Consider the following 15919-nt stretch of genomic DNA (forward strand, 5'->3'; position numbering starts at 1 on the left):
CACACCTCTCATAGGATGAAGCTGACCTTGCCCTGGGGGCGCAATTCCTCGCAGTCGAGGGTTGCCCTCCGCTCACGGATGCGGAAACCCCCGTCGGTGCCCCGCACGAGCAGATGGCGATACTCGCCGGTGAATACGTGGGATACCCCGCGGCGGTAGCGGTAGACCGCGAAGTTGGAAAAGACCTCGTAGGCCGTGGGGCCGTCCTCGTGCACGCGCACGTTGGTGACCAGTCGGCGCGTTCGCGACCGTGGTTGTTCGACGAATGCCTGCTCGCTTTCCAGCCGTTGCACCCGTCCGTCGATCTGCGCGCGAGAGTCGGCGATGATGAAGACCGTTCGGTCCGGGGTGGTGGAGTGCGGCGCGTCGGTGGCCGGTACCAGGTAGGAACAGTCCTCGGTAAGCAACTGCAGCCACTCCCGCAGCCGCCACCCGTCGAGCAACTCGGCTTCGTGATACAGGAAGCTCTCGACTTCGTGGGTAGTCTGCTGGCCGGCACGCGTCGAGCCCACCGGCAGAGTGCCGGTCATTTCGGCGTCCGCTCGGTCGGCGCGTCGTCGGCTCCGGCGATGTCCTTCTGCCATTGGCGCCAAAACGCGCGCAGTTGTTCCTCATCGGTCAGGTTCTGTACTTCCTTGCCCATACCTTTTGAGACGATCGACCACTCGGTGCCACGCACCTGCCCGTAGCCTTCTTGGCAGGCTTCGATGACTTCGTTGTCGTCGGGCGTGGCGAACCCACCGGGGCCGAGGAACTCGAGATAGCCCTCAATACGGTGCCGGCGCAGTTCGGGGTCTTCACCGACCGGGGCCAGACACCAGGCGGTGACGTCGGTGTGGTCGACGCCGATCGGGTCCAGCACCCGCAGCTGCAGCGACGCCGCGTCGATGATCAGCAGGTTCGGATACACCAGAATGTTTTTCGACTGCTGCCCAACGAGTTCGGCGGTCTCTTCGCCAAATTTGTCCACCAGTTCTTTGGCGAGAGTGTCCACCAGGCTCTTCGCGCGCTCACTCATGACCGGCGCCGGGCGGGCCATCGAACGGCCGAAGGGTGCGTAGTAATGCATTGCGGCATGCCCGTTACCCAACTCGAGGCCGACACCGTCGAGCCCGCCACCAAGGCTGTAGCCGCGCCCGTTCAGATAGGCGAAGTACGTCTTGTGGACCGCCATGCCGTGGTAGCCGTCGAGGCTGTTCTCGACGATCAGCTTCCAGTTTCCGCCCATTCGATAGAAATGCGTCCCCTCGACGACCTCCATCTGCCCTGTCAACGACTGGTCGATGACCGAATCCAGGTACGGCAGGACGGGGTCGAGGAACTCCTTCAGCGACGACGCCGCCTTGTTGAACGTGACGAACACGAAATCGCGGTAGATCTCGTACCGCGGCGAGTCCAGGCCGAACTTTTCGACGTCGAAGCTCGGCGGGAACGATGCCCGCTCCGCGACACCGATCAATTCGCCCGAATTGCGGTAGGTCCATGCGTGATAGATGCACCGAAACCTCTCGGTGTTACCCGATCGTTCGCGACAGACCAGGGCTCCCCGGTGCCGGCACGAGTTGAAGAAGACCCTGAGCGTGCCGTTGCTGTCGCGGCACATGATCAGCCGCTCGCCGAGAAGCTTTCGGGTGACGAAATCGCCTGGTCGGTTAACCTCCGAGGCGTGTCCGAGGTACAGCCAGCTGTTGGCGAAAATCGCTTTCTGCTCGCGTCGCAGGTACAGCTCGTCAGTGAAAACCGACCGGTGCACCCGGAAATCCACGCCCGGGGTTTCTACGACCAAATCCTTGTATCCGTTGGTATTGCTCATCTTTGGCCTCGCACGGGTGGAGTCCCTTCTCCCGGTGCATAGCTGGCGGTCATGCAAGCGTCGATCCGCCGTTTACCCCGATCACCTGACCGTTGATGAAGCCAGCTTCATCGCCGGCGAGGAACTCGACGGCGGCCGCCACCTCGCTCATTTCGGCGGGTCTGCCCATCGGGATCTGAGAGACGAAGCGCTGCGTGAGCTCCGGCTGTTCCCGCAGGAACCGCTCGAACTCAGGCGACCGGACCGCCGGCGGTGCCACCACGTTGAAAGTCACGCCCTGCTTGCCGAATTCCCGTGACAGGCTGCCGGCCACCGCATGCACGCCGCCCTTGGCGGCGTTGTAAATCGCGTGATCCTCCAAGCCGTTGCGGACCGAGTCCGCCCCGATAAAGATCACTCGACCCTTGCCGGCCTCGAGCATTACGGGCAGCGCGGCCAACGTCGACCGCAGTGCCGACCACAGATTGCGATTGATGGTGGCCTGCAGCGTGTCCTCTGTGTGTTTCAGGGTGGGCTGGATGACACCACCACCGGCGTTGTTGACGAGGACGTCCAGCCGGTGGAACACCGACAACGCTTTGTGCACCATCTGCTCGGCCGCCTCTGGCGTGCTCAGGTCACCCGCGCTGGTGACGACCGGCGCACGATAGTCGCCCTCCAGCTTTTCAGCGAGTTTGGTCAGCCCCTCTTCGTTGATGTCGGCCAGTACCAGCGATGCCCCGGCGACCGCGAACCGCTCACTGAGCGCGGTTCCGATGCCTCCCGCGGCACCGGTGACGATGACGCATTTGTCGGTGAAAGCGCCCATTTCAGTTGCCTCCGGCGACGTCGTAGACGCCGAACACCTTGTTGGAGGTGAAGAGGTCACTTTCCACCATCGTCAGCCAGTTCGGGCGAACTCCGAGCTGATCCACGGCGCCCGCGAGACAGAACCAGTTGAGCATCTCGTGCTGGCCCGCGCGCTCGACTTCTTCCAGCGTCACATCGCGCCACGCGCCCGGTTTGTCGCCCTTGAGCAACTCGAACAGCTCGCGGTCGCGCACCGTGTCGGGCAGCAGGAAATGGCTCGCCTCGTTGAGGAATGCATGCGACCAACTCGACGACGCGACCAGCGCGACCCGGGAGGCGCTTTGCAGACTGATCTCGGCGACTGCCGCCCCGAGATCGAAACAGCGTGCCGGCGAGGGCGCCGGCGGGTCCAGCTCGGAGATGTCCTTGGGCATGCTGCTCAGATAGGCCAGTCCCCCTTTGTGTTTGACCAGCCGCCGGCCGTAACAGTTGATCGAGAAGAACAGCGCCGGATACGGGAATCCCGCACCGTCCCAGTCGAGGTAGCGCAGGGTGTTGGCGAACGCAGCCGGCATCGGCCGGTCGGGCAGCGACTGGTAGCTGTAGGCGATGTCAAAACCGCGGCCGAGGAGTTCGGTGGTGAGCTTCTTGCCGGCTCGAGCCGCGCCCTTGATCGGGTACGCCGTGTCCTCGGGCTCCCCCCATGCGTTGGGCCGTCCCTTGTAGAACGGCCGCTGCCAGAGCCGGGTTTCGAGGTCGTCGAACGCACATACAGCAAACGGCGGTACGCAATCCTCGTGGAACAGCTCGTATTGATCGTCACCCCAGATCAAGACCACATCGGGAGCGAACTCGTCGAGAGTAGTCCGCACCCGTTCGAAGTGTCGCCGCAGCTCCTCGCGATGAGCCGCCGCGGCGGCCAGCCCATCGTCGTCTGCCAACTCTTTGGCTAGGAGAGCTGACAGTGCAGCTGGGACCCGCTTCTCCGTGGGCAGCTCGGGATCTCGAAGCGCCCAACGGAACACGTCGGCCATTCGCTCGTCCGGGAGCGCCAGCGGTGGGAAATGTGTCACACCTGCGGCGAGTACGGCGCCCATCGGTGATCCTCCTTGATCCATTCGCAGCCGCAACACCGGCCGCCCAGACGTCAGTTTTCGATCGAAAGAAATGATATCGATTATATGGATTTCGTTCAATGCGTCTTATTAAGTCATGTTGGGCTATCATGTTTCAAAGCACAGGAGCCGTTCCACAAACTCGAGACGAAGGGCCGGGCTGTTGGCATCCAAGGAAACCACCGAGGCACGCATCTTCCACGGCACACTTCACGCGCTGGCTCGCCAAGGCCCAAAGAAGCTGACGATGAGTGACATCGCCGGCGAGGCGGGCGTGTCCGCAGGGACGCTCTACCGGTACTTCAAGAACAAAGACGACATCCTGCGGGCGCTTAGCGACTACTACGTGATGGGACTGCGGCGCGTGCTCCAGCAGGCAATCGAGGACGAGCCCAAGCCCGAGGATCGCCTTCGAGTGGTTGTCGATGTCATGCTGCGTTACTGGGAGGAAACTCCAGGATTGCTGCGACTCGGCGAGATGGAACCTGGCTGGGTGATTGGCTACATCAAGAGCGTGTGGCAGCCACTGTCGAGGGTGCTTCACGATGCTCTCGAGCCCGCCCTCGTCGAAAGCCCATCAATCCAACTTGGTGCGGCGACAGTGGACGAGGTAGTGGATCTCATTATGCGCGTCGCTGTTTCGAACTACTTCCTGCCTGTTCGCGACTACCGCGAACTGCGCGACCTCTGTGTAGCGCTGTGGACCGCCGCCGGCTTGGAGCCCAAGAAGGCGCGTGCCCGGGCCGGCCGTAAGGCGGCAAGCTGATCATCCGGCCGCCGCCTCAGGGTTTGGCACCGACGACGTTGCGGAGCACACCGATCCCTTCGATCTCGGCCTCCACCACGTCGCCTTCGCGGAGATAGCGACCGTCCTCGAAGCCGACGCCGTGCGTCGTGCCGGTGAACAGGACATCGCCGGGGTTGAGCTCCATCCTGGCGACCACGTACTCCAAACATTCGTCGATGGTCCAGATCATCTTCCCGGTGCGGTCGCGCTGGCGTTCCTCTCCATTGACCCGAAGAGAAATCTCAACGTCGATCTGACCCGAACCACCGAACTCATCCTTGGTGGTGATCCAGGGCCCAAGCGGGGTGGCCGCGGTGAGCGCCTTCATCGTGAACAGGTCTATCCCGCCCAAAGGCGAGGGAGTGTCACGTGCACTCACGTCGTTGCCGACGGTGTACCCCAACACCGCGTCGGTGAGTTGGCCGGCAACTTCTCGAACTGAACGCGCGAGCACTGCGACTAATTCGACCTCGTAATCGAGCTGGTTCGTGACCCCGGGGTTAGCCATCTCGTCGTCATGGCCGATGATCGCGACACGCGGCTTGAGGAATCCGACTGTCGTTTCAGGTCTTTCGGTAACGCCGAGCTTCTCCAGATGAGACCAGTAGTTCATTCCTACGCCTACGATCGTCGAGGTTGCGGTGATGGGCGGCAGCAGCCGGACATCGTGCAACGCGATTGGCGGACCGCTGAGTTCGAAGTCGGGCCGACCTTCCGCGGCTGCGGCGCCCCAGTCGGAGATCTCGCCGCTGATCGGCTGCACCGTCGCGGTTTCGACGTTGACTAGTGCCCAGGAATCACTGTCCTGCAGACGGATTCGTGCAATTTTCATAAGATCCCTCCAGGTGCACCTCAACGTCCACGACGGCCCCAATGGCGCGATCGAGAAACCGGGGACGAACGTGATAGGTCAGCCCAAAATCACGTCGATCGAACTGGCCGCGTCCCGTGACGACCAATCGCGGTCGGCCGTCGTCAGTGGCGAACGACTCCACTCGAATCCGCAGCGGAACTGGTCGTGTGGCGCCGAGCAACGTCAGCTCGCCATCCAACAGAAAGGCGGCGGGATCGCTGGCAGCCGTGTCCAGACGCACCCCCGTCGAGCGATAGGATGCTGTCGGGTTGTTGCCTACATCCAGCAGTGATGCCGACCCGATTGCCTTGTCACGGCGACGGTTGCTGGTATTGACCGATGTGAGGTCGATCGTCGTAGCCACCGAGGAATCCACCGGATCGTCGGCGACGACGACCTGCCCGCGCACGCCGAGCGTGCCGCGTGCACTGAACACGCTCAGATGGGACACGGAGAACCTTAGTGACGATCGCGTCGAATCGACCGTCCAGGTGCCCGGTGCATAGCCCGCTATTTCTGGTGTCACAGAAGACAATTCGCGTCCCTAACCTACAGGTAGATGGCCAGGTTTTGCACGCCCAGTGTCGCCTGATCGAAAAACACTGTCCGCGAGGCGATCTTCCACTCCTCCCCAGTGCGGATGATGTCGACGCGCCGCGCCGGAAGGGTTTCCAGCTTCGGATCGTCATAGCGCGACCGCAAAAGCAACACGGAACTGTGCACTTCGTACTCGTCGGGCATGTCGGTCCGATATGCCCGAATCTTGTGGACGATCCGGTGGGTACGTGACAGGGGATTCTCCGCCCAGGCGCTGTCAGTCTGTGTCATCCGCATGATCTTCATCATTAAAGTCATGATGTTCTCGTTGAACAGGTACATATCGGGCTCGAACACGCCCCTGGTCCTGTGATCACGGGTGGTACGCACCGGCGCCCGATACACGATGTCGGGCGCCAATACGCCCAGCCAACCGGTCAAGTCGTCGGCGTCGAGCAGCGCGGATTCCTCCTCGAGGAAGGCCAGGATCTCGAGATGACGTGGGTCAGTCACGGGGACCCGCTCCCCCCGCGGCGCCGGATAGCCGATACCCGCCTGCGCGCCTGCCGCGGACTGCGCGTCGATTGCTGGGGTAGCTTCTGCGGTCACCACGGGCTCCCTTCCATGAATTCGGTGTAGCGCAGCCAGAAGTTCCACTGCGTGTCGTCTTTCGGGAACCCGGCATAAACCTGTCCGGGACCGGGCCAGTCGGCGGGCTTGTTCTCGCCGGTGATGGCCTGATAGCGAAGCTTCGCCTGACGGCCCAGCGCACCGCGGGCGGCCTGGCTTTGCATCGGCCAAGTGTCGGTGTCGTCCGACTCGACGAACCCGCTGATCCCGAACGTAGCAGCGGTCATCATGTTTATGGATTCGGCGAGCTCTTTCGGTGCGTCGCGCTCTACCACGCACCAGTGGAACAGCTCGAAGTGGTCCGGGCCTTTCGGGACCCAGACCCGCCAGCTGAAGAACGCCGATGGTGTGCCGTCGGGGAACTGGAATGGCATGGCTAACGCACCGACGTTGGGGAACAGCTGGCCAACCTGCGGGGTGAACTGGGTCAAGACTTCCAGTTGGCCTTCGTCGAAGCGCTGCGGCAAGTCCTCGACCATGTCGGGTGACATGCCCGGCGGCGGTGCCAACCGCAGCCGCTCCATCGGCGTCAACGCGGCCAGGTTCTTTCCTTTCAGGGCATTGATGTAGTGCTCTTCTCTGAGGTCGAAGCACCGCACGAAATGGCCCTTAAAGCTTGCGCTCACGCCGGCCATCGCCGGTTCCTGCGACGGCCCTTCCGATGAAAGCAGCTGTAACTCTTGCATGGAGCGGTGCAGCGACAGGGTGTGGAAGATGTCACCGGCGAACTGCTCGGCAGCGCTTTTCCAGTTGGCGGGAATGATGAAGCGCTGCGGATGGCCCAGGACAGTCATGCCACGGCGGGTTCGGTCGAACATCAGATCCCAGTACCACGTCATCGGTCCGAGATAATCGCGCAGTGATGGTGCGTGCTCGTCGAAGGTCACGAAGATCATGCCCGTGTAGGTCTCCACGCGGCCCCGCAGCAAGCTGAGCTCCTTCTTGGACCGCAGCAGGCCCTGCATGTTCTCCCGGCCGATGGGTGCGGCCAAGAAGGTGCCGTCGGACTTGAACGCCCAACCGTGGTAGGGGCATTGAAACTGCTTGGCATTACCGGCTTCGAACCGGCACACCCGCGCGGCGCGGTGTGTGCACACGTTCAACATCACGCTGATACTGCCGTCGGCTGCGCGGCTGACGATCACCTGGTCCTCGCCGACATAGCGCAAGACGTAGTCGTCGGCTCTGGGGATCTCATCCTCGTGCGCGACCACCGTCCAGGCCTTCGCGAAGAGGTGTTTGAGTTCGAGCTGGTAAAGCTCCGCGTCGGTGAGGACCCGCAGCGACACCTCGCGATACTCCTCGTCGATCAGATCCGACAGGGGTGTTCCGTCCATGAGGACAGGTCCTGTGGAAGCGTGTTTGACCTCGTCAAGTGTCACGGCTCTGTGCTCCTTACGTGTGTTGTCCCTGGTCTACCGGGTATCGAGTCGAACACCGAGAGGTCCGGTGGCCGGGTGTTCAGCCGGGGTATGTGCAGGCCACCGTCGACCGGGATGGTCGCGCCGGTGATGAACCGTGCATCGTCGCTGGCCAAGAACGCCGCCACCGGGGCGATGTCCTCTTCCGGGTCACCCATCCGCCCGCAGGGGATCATCAACGGAACCGCCTCGAGCAGTGCAGGATTGGCGGACACCATCTCCTCGAAGGCAGCCGATGCGGCGATCGGTGCGATCGCGTTCACCAGGATGTTGTGCCTGGCCCACTGCAAACCGGCCGTGCGGGTCAGCGCCTGTACACCACCCTTGGCGGTGTTGTAGTCACCGTGCACCCAGTTTCCGTTATCGGCGTCGATCGAATAAAAGTTGATGATGCGGCCACCACCGTGAGCCTTCATGACGGGGAACGCAGTCTGCATCCCCCACCACACGCTCCACAGGGCAACTACGAGCATTTGCTCGAACATCTCGTCGGTCTTTAGCTCCAACGGAACGTCCGGTGTCAGCGAGACCGCGTTGTTGACAAGGATGTCCAAACCACCGAAGGAGTCTTGGGCCGCGGTGATCGCGTCCTCGATATCTGACTTGTGCGACACATCGGTCTGGACGAACAAACCCTCGCCGCCCAGCGCACCTAGGTCCTCAGCGACCTGCTTACCCGCGGCGGTGTCGAACTCGGCGATGACCACCTTGGCACCCTCGCGGGCAAACCTGCGGGCGATTCCACGCCCGATACCCTTGCCGGCGCCGGTGACGACGGCGACCTTTCCATCCAGACGGCTCACGTGTTACGCCCTGCTCTTCGCGTCAAGAACCTCGCGGACCCGTGCGCGGAAGTTGGGGTCGTGGGTGTGGCTGAAGTTCACATTTCCCGCTTCCCCGTCGAATTCGTGTAGACCGGTCAAATCCCGCTCCCGGTCGGCGAAGTCGGCGGCATAGCCGTTTTCACGGACCGCGACGATCTCCCACCAGTTACCGTCCGGGTCGGTGAAGTAGAACGACGTGTCTCCGTGCATGTGGCGCGGCTCGGTGATCGTCTTGAGGCCCCATTCGTCCTTAAGCTCGAGCAACTTCTTGTGGGCGGCGTGCACCTCTTCCTCGCTGCCGACGTCGAGGCCGTTGTGGGCCAGCATCGTCATTGAGCTCTCCTTGCCGGTCTCCACTACCGCATACGCATGGTTGGTGTTGAGCCGGATCATCATGGACCGGCTGCTCGGCTGGATGACCTCGAGACCAAGCACTTCTTCATAGAACCGCCGCGATCTGGCTAGGTCGACGACCTCGAGGGTGCCGTGCCCAAGGCGTTGAACCTTCAGCACGGGCTGGCCAGCGTACTTGTCTGTGATTCCTGGCATTTGGGCTTCCTCCTACCGATAGTCGGGCTAATCAGGCGCCGGCTTGTAGGGCTTGGACCGCGGCCCCCATCTGGGCCGAATCCATGTACTCCTCGATCCGGCGGATCCGGCCCTCGACGAAGTAGATCCGCTGAATCACCGGAATGGTGGCTGTCTCACCGTCGCGCAGCGATAGCCGCACCACATGCCGTTGAACGCAACTGCCATCGTCCATAAAGTCACGGCCGATAAGATCGAACTGGGGCCGCAGCTGCGCGAGGCCCGACAGTGCTTGGAGCGCTTCGCTTTTCGGCTGGTTCAGCTGGTCGTAGTTATGCCAGATCACCGCGTCGTCGGTGAACAGCTCCTCACAGGTCGCTCGATCCCCGACCGCCAACGCCGAGAAGAACTTCTCCACCGCGGCTTGCACATCGTTGTGGTTTGAAACCATCGCTTTGCTTTCCGCTAAGGGCCCGTTAGGGCCAAATCTTCGGGGTGAAGATGGGCCGCGCGGTCCGCGCCGAGATACGCCAGCCACCGGGGGTCTTGGTGTACTTGTCGTGGAACTCGATCACGCGGCCATTATCAGTGGCGTAAACGACGGGCCCGCCGTTCTCCGAGACCGGTCCGTGATAGACCATCGCGGTGACGACAGCCTCCGCCGAATACTTGCCGACGTTGCTGAAGTGGAAGTTCGTGAGCAGGTGGCGCGCCGTGACTTTCGGTCGGTCACTCATGCCCTGGCGCAGCTCGTCGTGCCCCCGATGAACGGTGCCGGCGCGGTCGAACGCGGCCTCGGGGGTGAACAGCGCGATCATCGACTCGAAGTCACCGTTGTCGATGTAATAGACGAAATCGTTGTTGAGCCGGGTAAGTTCCCACTCGGTCGTCATTGCTTCGATGTTCGTCATTGCCTCGGTACTCGTCATGTGCTCGTTGTCCCCTTCGCCTCGCCCTAGATCAAGGCCGCCGGCGGCACGTCTTCGCCAACCAGTAAGGCGCCGGCGATTTGGTAGATCTCCGCGCTGGCGGCGACGTGCTGCGCCGCGGTCCGGATATCGCGCAAGCGTCGTTGCAGCGTGGAGGTGTTGTACATGGCATTGCTACCGGCCAGGCCAAATGCCTCATTGACGATCTCCACACATGCGGTATGCACGTACGCCACCATCGCTCGATTGCGCACCCCAACAAGCGGATCGATCTGACCGCCGGCCACAGCGATATCCCACATCAGCTGGGTTTCCTTCTCCGCGAGCGCCCGGGCCGCGGCCAGCCGAGTGTCGAGCTGTCCCAGCCGGAACTGGAAGACAGGGTCCTCGGCCAGTCGCATGCCGGGATTGAATGCGGGGCGCTTCGTCTTGGCCAGCCCGCGCAAGTCGGCCAGCGCGCCATCGGCGATGCCGAGCGCTACGGCGACATGGGTGGGCCCCAAGGACAACCGGATCGGCAGTCGGAACATCGGAACATCCACACCGGCGGGTCCAAACAGCTCGGCAGTGTGGTGCTCGGGCACGAACACTTCCTTCAGGACGAAGTCATGGCTGTTGGTCGCCCGCAACCCCACCGAATCCCAGGTGTCCAGGAATTGCACCTGCTCCGTGGGCACCATGGCCAGCTTCATCTCCGGCGCACCGAGCTCTGTCATCCGCGGCTGGCCGTCGTCCAGCACGATGCAGTTGCCCATCATCCAGTCGTGCTTATAACTCCCGCTGGCCAGGGGCCACTGACCGCTGACGACGTAACCCCCGTCGGCCGGCACCGCGATGCCCTTAGGAGCGAGCGCGCCGCGTGCCATCGCGTCCGGCCCGTCGTGGTAGACCTCGCTGTCGACGACATGCTTGGGGAAGCGAGCAAAAACCGGCGCGAAATCGGCACCGACCATCACCGTCCAACCCGTCGAGCCGTCCGCGCGCGATAACTCCTCGATGACGGCCATCGCATCAGGCAAGCTCAGCTCTTCGCCGCCGTACTGGCGCGGCACAAACATGCGGAAGGCGCCGGCGTCGGCAAGCCGCGCGAGCAGGTCCGGAGGCACCACCTTGGCCTTCTCGATCTCGCCAGATCGTTCAGCGATCTCCGGGCTCAACTTGCGGACGGCCTCGAGCACGGTCGTCGTGCTGGCCTCAACGATGGTCATGCAGTGCCTCCATACTGACAAAACTCCCTCCGATGCCGGTGCGGATCAGAGTGTGAGTGATAGATCACGTTGAATATAAACTGTATCTTCTGTTCAACAAGCCGATTGGTCAAGACCTCGCCGAAACTTCTTCCGAAAAGCCTCCGATCGGATCGTTCAGGGGTCGGTCCGCCTCGTCGCCCGGGGCCGGCCGCGCAAGGCGGTCGACAAAGCAAGGTCGGCGGTCGGCCTAGTCATGGAGCCGAGCCGGCCCCCGGTCTTCCCCCAACCCTTGGTGCAGCGCTACGCTGCTAGGCATGTTGCACGTTTGAGGCAAAAACTATGCAAACTAACTAGAGTGCCTCATCAGGAGAAGACACCATCATTCCGCGCGGTTCAGGCCGGGCAGGGAGGCCGCTATGGCATATGAACGACGATTGCACATCACCGTCGACCGGTCGAAGTGCTGCGGATACACGTTGTGCGCCGCCGAGGCGCCAGAGGTCTACTCGATCGACGACCACGGTTTCGCGGTGGCGCCGGAAAGCGTGCCGGAGGAACTCGAAGAGCAGGCCTGCCGGGGTGCTGACGTCTGCCCTGAGAGTGCGATCGTGCTGAGCCGCACGGAGCCCTCCGCGGAAACTACCGACTCGATAAGTAAGTAGCTCGATCAAAAGCGTTGCGAGGTAGTGCTATTGAAGACGTCCAGACGTCAACAGACTCGCCCTGAGGGAGTTCCTCTTTTTACTTCGCGCTCGCTCGAACCGGAAGGGAATGCCGCATGACACAGACGCGGGGCGTCTTCGGAACGCTTGCCGATTTCGACAAACATCTCGACGCATTGCACCTTCGGGGACAGTGGCAGTACGACGCGCAGTTGATGCAGTTGACCGACGGTCCCCGGCCCGCCGGCGTGCCGTTTCTCTGGGACCGGCAGCTGGTCTTGCACGCGTTGCGCGACATGTGCGAGGTGATGTCGAGCGATACCGCACGGCGGAACTTCAGCTTCATCAACCCAGCACCTGGAGTTGACGGCACCAGCCACACGCTCGTGATGGGCATGCAGATCACCCTGCCGGGTGAAATCGCTTGGGCGCACCGCCATTCCATCAACGCGTTGCGTTTCGTCGTCGACGGCAGTCCCGACCTGTACACCGCCGTCGACGGGGAGCGGCTAGTCATGAACGACGGCGACTTGATCATTACTCCGGCCTATTCCTGGCACGATCATCACAACGAAAGCGACAAGGCAGGGGTCTGGATAGACATCCTCGATGTTCCGGTCATGGGTTACCTGCATCAAATGTTCTTCGAGCCGTTCGGATCCAGCACGCAACCGTTACGTTGCGAACCGGCCGACTTCATCAGCACTCGCTCGGCACCTGTACGGCCGGCCTGGGAACAACAGGCGAGCACCCGGATCCCGTTCCGGTATGCCTGGACCGACGTCCGACGAGCGCTTCACGACTTCGCCGGCAGCGCGGGCAGTCCCTTCGACGGCGTGATCCTGCACTACAGCCACCCGATCACCGGTGGCCCCACGTTGCCCACGATCGACTGCTTCGCGCAATTGTTGCCGCCGGGTCGGGCCACGCAGCGTCACCGGCACACCGCCAGCGCCGTGTACTACGTCGTCGAGGGCGAAGGCAGCACCGTCGTGGGCGACGACACGCTCGACTGGGCCACGGGCGACTCGTTTGTCGTCCCGAATTGGATGTGGCATCAACACATCAATCGGTCGGCGAACTCCGACGCGGTGCTGTTTTCGGCGACCGACGCCCCGCTGCTTGTGGCGCTAGGCATGTATCGCGAAGAGCCGCACGACTCCTTCGGCACCGGCCAGTACCCCGCGGTACCGGCGGATCTGGCGCGGCAGGGGTCGGTCATATGACCCTCACCCGGGCCGACATCAACGGCGTCGTAGGCATCGTGCCGACGCCGGCAACCGGCGACGCCGCGAGCTGGCGTGCTGCAAGCACCATCAACACCTCCGAGACCGAAAAGATGATCGAAGAGGTGGTCAACGCTGGCATCGAATTCATCATGTCCGCAGGCACATTCGGCGAATGCGCGACGCTGACCCACGACGAGTGGCTGACCTTCACCACCTGCATCGCCAAGGTGATCCGGGGCCGAGTGCCGTTCTTCGCCGGCGTCACGACGCTAAACACCCGTGACACGATCTCCCGTGGACGTGAGGCTATTGCCGCCGGCGCCGACGGGCTCTTCACTGGGCGCCCGATGTGGCTGCCACTCGACGACGACGGCATATACCGCTTCTACCGCGACCTCACCGAGGCCCTGCCCGGCGTTCCGATCGTCGTGTATGACAATCCCGCCGCGTTCAAGGGCAAGATCAGCGTCGAGGCCTACCGAAAGCTGGCCGAATTGCCCGAGATCGTGGCAACCAAACACGCGGGCGGCCCGACGTTGGAGCGCGATACGCAAGCAATCGGTGACAAGGTGGCCGTCCTGCCGCTCGACTCCGACTGGTACTCGATTGCGCGGCGCTTCCCTGAGCTCGCCACGGCGTGCTGGTCGGGCAATGTCGCTTGCGCGCCATCTCCTCTGGCGGCACTCTCACGCGCTGTACTCAGCCGCGAATGGACCGCCGCCGAAGCGATCTCGGACAAGGTGAACTGGGCGCTGGCACCGCAATTCGGCGGCGACATGGCACGTTTCATGGACTACAGCATCCCGGTGGGACGGGCCAGGTTCCGCGCCGCCGGGCTGATCGATCCGGGTCCTAGCCGGCCGCCGTATACCGAAGCGCCGGCCGACATGATCGCTGGTGGCGAGGAGACGGGACGCCGCTGGGCGCAATTGGAACACCAGTACCGCGGCACACCATAGCGGCTACTGGGCGGCGTCGTCCGCCCCGTCGACCGCCACTAACACTGCCTTGGGCTCTGTGAAGAACTCTCGGCTGAACGTGCCACCTTCACGGCCGATTCCCGAATCGCCAACACCGCCGAACGGCGCGCGCAGGTCCCGGATAAAAAAGCAGTTGACCCAGACCGTGCCCGCCCGCAGCGCGGACGCGACGCGGTGCGCCCGGGATAGGTTCTCGGTGAACAGCATCGCGTTGAGCCCGTAGCAGGTGCCATTCGCTGCGGCGATCGCCTCCGCTTCGCTGTCGAAGGGCGCCACGACCACAATCGGACCGAAGACCTCCTCGCGCCACAACCGGGCATCCGGTGGCAGGTCGGTGACGACGGTCGGCCGGATGGCCCAACCCTCGCCAAGACCGCCGGTGCGCATGGTGCTGCCCCCGGCGCCGATGTCGTCCAGATAGGAGCGCACTTTCTTCCAATGCGATTCGGAAGCCAACGGCCCTACCTGGGTCTGCGGCAGCTTGGGGTCCCCCGTTCGCATCGACTCCGCAGCAGTGACGAACTTCGCCAGGAAGTCATCATAGATTTCGCGTTGCACGTACAGTCGGCTACCGGCAAGGCAGACCTGCCCCGCGTTGGAAAACACCGCGCGCACAGACCAATTCACGGCCGTATCGAGGTCCGCATCGGCGAAAACAACATTGGCGCCCTTGCCGCCGAGCTCAAGGCTTACGGGTGTCAGATGCGCTGCCGCCGCGGCCGCGATGGCCTTCCCGGTGCCCGATTCCCCCGTGAAGGTGATGCGGTCGATGCGACCATCGGCGGTCAGCGCGGCGCCGACCGAGGCGGGACCGTAGCCATGCACGACGTTGAGCACCCCTGGCGGCATGCCGGCCTGCGACGCCAACCCGGCAAGAATGGTCGCCGAGGCCGGTGTGTCCTCGGCGGGTTTGAGCACGACGGTGTTACCCCATGCCAGCGCGGGAGCGATCTTCCATGTCTCGAGCATCAAGGGAAAGTTCCACGGCGCGATCGCCGCCACCACACCGGCGGGCTCGAACATGGTGTAGGCGTGGTGTCCCGTATCCATCGGCAAAACTTCGCCGGTCGCCAATCGGGCATGGTCTGCGAAGAATCGGAAGTTCTGCGCCGACCGAGGGACGTCATTGTTCCTGGCGTCAACGAGTGGCTTGCCCATGTCGGTGGTATCGGCGAGGGCAAGCTCGTCGGCGTGTTCGATGATCAGATCGGCCAGGCGGTGCAGAATGGCGCCCCGCTCCGCATACCCCATTCGTGGCCAGGGGCCCTCGTCGAAGGCGCGCCGGGCCGCGGTCACCGCCCGGTCGACCTCCTCGACGCCCCCCAGCGCAACCTGCGCCCACGGTTCCCGGGTCCATGGATCGACAGTGTCGAAGCGTGCGCCGCTGGAGGACTCGGTTTCCGCACCGTCGATGAAATGGCGTATCACGTTCACCCTCAGCTTTTTTCGCGCTCTGCAATCGTGACATCGCCGGCGGCCCAGTGCGTTGCGGGCACCTCGCGAAGAACCACCCGGATGCTGCCCCGCGCAACGCCGATGGCCGCCTCGACGGCATCAGTCAGGCCGGTGATCAGGGCCCGTAGCTGCTCGGGCGTGCGGCCTTGCACCAGCGTCACCTCGACGAGCGGCATG

The 15919-nt window shown here is 63.2% G+C and carries 19 protein-coding genes; 4 read left to right on the top strand and 15 right to left on the bottom strand.

The window, feature by feature from the left end:
- Nucleotides 1-8 precede the first annotated feature (8 nt).
- Genes G6N51_RS07605 through G6N51_RS07620 form a run of 4 tightly spaced genes read right to left on the bottom strand, consistent with a single transcriptional unit; the run spans nucleotide 9 to nucleotide 3699 of the window.
- Nucleotides 9-530: an aromatic-ring-hydroxylating dioxygenase subunit beta gene (locus G6N51_RS07605; RefSeq protein ID WP_083173149.1), complete on the bottom strand. Its 522-nt coding sequence runs from the start codon at nucleotides 528-530 to the stop codon at nucleotides 9-11.
- Complete coding sequence (locus G6N51_RS07610) at nucleotides 527-1813, bottom strand: aromatic ring-hydroxylating oxygenase subunit alpha (protein ID WP_083173148.1); 1287 nt, start codon at nucleotides 1811-1813, stop codon at nucleotides 527-529. Before G6N51_RS07610 ends, G6N51_RS07605 begins: the two co-directional genes overlap by 4 nt.
- A 49-nt stretch (nucleotides 1814-1862) precedes the next feature.
- A complete protein-coding gene (locus G6N51_RS07615; RefSeq protein ID WP_083173147.1) occupies nucleotides 1863-2621 on the bottom strand; it encodes an SDR family NAD(P)-dependent oxidoreductase in 759 nt (252 codons plus the stop codon).
- 1 nt (nucleotide 2622) lies between these two features.
- Complete coding sequence (locus tag G6N51_RS07620; RefSeq protein ID WP_158086234.1) at nucleotides 2623-3699, bottom strand: DODA-type extradiol aromatic ring-opening family dioxygenase; 1077 nt, start codon at nucleotides 3697-3699, stop codon at nucleotides 2623-2625.
- Nucleotides 3700-3880: 181 nt separating this feature from the next.
- Between G6N51_RS07620 and G6N51_RS07625 the strand changes: the two genes are divergently transcribed.
- Nucleotides 3881-4483 (top strand): TetR/AcrR family transcriptional regulator, encoded by a 603-nt coding sequence (locus tag G6N51_RS07625; protein WP_232078255.1) that lies wholly within the window; start codon nucleotides 3881-3883, stop codon nucleotides 4481-4483.
- Between the two features lie 16 nt (nucleotides 4484-4499).
- Here the strand turns inward: G6N51_RS07625 and G6N51_RS07630 are convergent, their stop codons facing one another.
- From G6N51_RS07630 to G6N51_RS07670, 9 genes are read right to left on the bottom strand one after another with little or no spacing between them, the layout of a single operon-like run.
- Nucleotides 4500-5336, bottom strand: a complete 837-nt coding sequence (locus tag G6N51_RS07630) for a fumarylacetoacetate hydrolase family protein (protein WP_083173144.1) — start codon at nucleotides 5334-5336, stop codon at nucleotides 4500-4502.
- Entirely contained in the window at nucleotides 5302-5883 is a 582-nt protein-coding gene (locus G6N51_RS07635) for a YceI family protein (protein ID WP_264052741.1), read from the bottom strand. Before G6N51_RS07635 ends, G6N51_RS07630 begins: the two co-directional genes overlap by 35 nt.
- A 23-nt stretch (nucleotides 5884-5906) precedes the next feature.
- Complete coding sequence (locus G6N51_RS07640) at nucleotides 5907-6506, bottom strand: aromatic-ring-hydroxylating dioxygenase subunit beta (RefSeq protein WP_083173143.1); 600 nt, start codon at nucleotides 6504-6506, stop codon at nucleotides 5907-5909.
- Nucleotides 6500-7861: an aromatic ring-hydroxylating oxygenase subunit alpha gene (locus G6N51_RS07645; protein ID WP_083173142.1), complete on the bottom strand. Its 1362-nt coding sequence runs from the start codon at nucleotides 7859-7861 to the stop codon at nucleotides 6500-6502. Before G6N51_RS07645 ends, G6N51_RS07640 begins: the two co-directional genes overlap by 7 nt.
- 41 nt (nucleotides 7862-7902) lie before the next feature.
- Entirely contained in the window at nucleotides 7903-8748 is an 846-nt protein-coding gene (locus G6N51_RS07650; RefSeq protein WP_083173141.1) for an SDR family NAD(P)-dependent oxidoreductase, read from the bottom strand.
- Nucleotides 8749-8751: 3 nt separating this feature from the next.
- Entirely contained in the window at nucleotides 8752-9318 is a 567-nt protein-coding gene (locus G6N51_RS07655; protein WP_083173140.1) for a VOC family protein, read from the bottom strand.
- Nucleotides 9319-9349: 31 nt separating this feature from the next.
- Nucleotides 9350-9748, bottom strand: coding sequence for a nuclear transport factor 2 family protein (locus G6N51_RS07660; protein ID WP_083173139.1), 399 nt, complete (start codon nucleotides 9746-9748; stop codon nucleotides 9350-9352).
- Between the two features lie 25 nt (nucleotides 9749-9773).
- Nucleotides 9774-10226 (bottom strand): nuclear transport factor 2 family protein, encoded by a 453-nt coding sequence (locus tag G6N51_RS07665; protein WP_232078259.1) that lies wholly within the window; start codon nucleotides 10224-10226, stop codon nucleotides 9774-9776.
- A gap of 26 nt (nucleotides 10227-10252) precedes the next feature.
- Nucleotides 10253-11404 carry an acyl-CoA dehydrogenase family protein gene (locus G6N51_RS07670; protein WP_232078260.1) on the bottom strand — a complete coding sequence of 384 codons (1152 nt, stop codon included), beginning with the start codon at nucleotides 11402-11404 and terminating at the stop codon, nucleotides 10253-10255.
- Between the two features lie 428 nt (nucleotides 11405-11832).
- Here G6N51_RS07670 and G6N51_RS07675 point away from each other — a divergent pair, with 428 nt between their 5' ends.
- From G6N51_RS07675 to G6N51_RS07685, 3 genes are all read left to right on the top strand, one after another.
- A complete protein-coding gene (locus G6N51_RS07675; RefSeq protein ID WP_083173136.1) occupies nucleotides 11833-12078 on the top strand; it encodes a ferredoxin in 246 nt (81 codons plus the stop codon).
- A 116-nt stretch (nucleotides 12079-12194) separates the two neighbouring features.
- Complete coding sequence (locus G6N51_RS07680) at nucleotides 12195-13304, top strand: cupin domain-containing protein (protein WP_083173135.1); 1110 nt, start codon at nucleotides 12195-12197, stop codon at nucleotides 13302-13304.
- The gene (locus G6N51_RS07685; protein WP_083173134.1) at nucleotides 13301-14266 is read left to right on the top strand and encodes a dihydrodipicolinate synthase family protein; all 966 of its coding nucleotides are present in this window, start codon (nucleotides 13301-13303) and stop codon (nucleotides 14264-14266) included. The genes G6N51_RS07680 and G6N51_RS07685 overlap by 4 nt, the downstream gene beginning before the upstream one ends.
- A gap of 3 nt (nucleotides 14267-14269) precedes the next feature.
- Here the strand turns inward: G6N51_RS07685 and G6N51_RS07690 are convergent, their stop codons facing one another.
- Nucleotides 14270-15721 (bottom strand): aldehyde dehydrogenase, encoded by a 1452-nt coding sequence (locus G6N51_RS07690; protein WP_083173133.1) that lies wholly within the window; start codon nucleotides 15719-15721, stop codon nucleotides 14270-14272.
- Nucleotides 15722-15723: 2 nt separating this feature from the next.
- Nucleotides 15724-15918: a tautomerase family protein gene (locus tag G6N51_RS07695; RefSeq protein WP_083173132.1), complete on the bottom strand. Its 195-nt coding sequence runs from the start codon at nucleotides 15916-15918 to the stop codon at nucleotides 15724-15726.
- Between the last annotated feature and the right edge of the window lies 1 nt (nucleotide 15919).

The organism is Mycobacterium paraseoulense (genome assembly GCF_010731655.1).
Classification (GTDB): domain Bacteria; phylum Actinomycetota; class Actinomycetes; order Mycobacteriales; family Mycobacteriaceae; genus Mycobacterium; species Mycobacterium paraseoulense.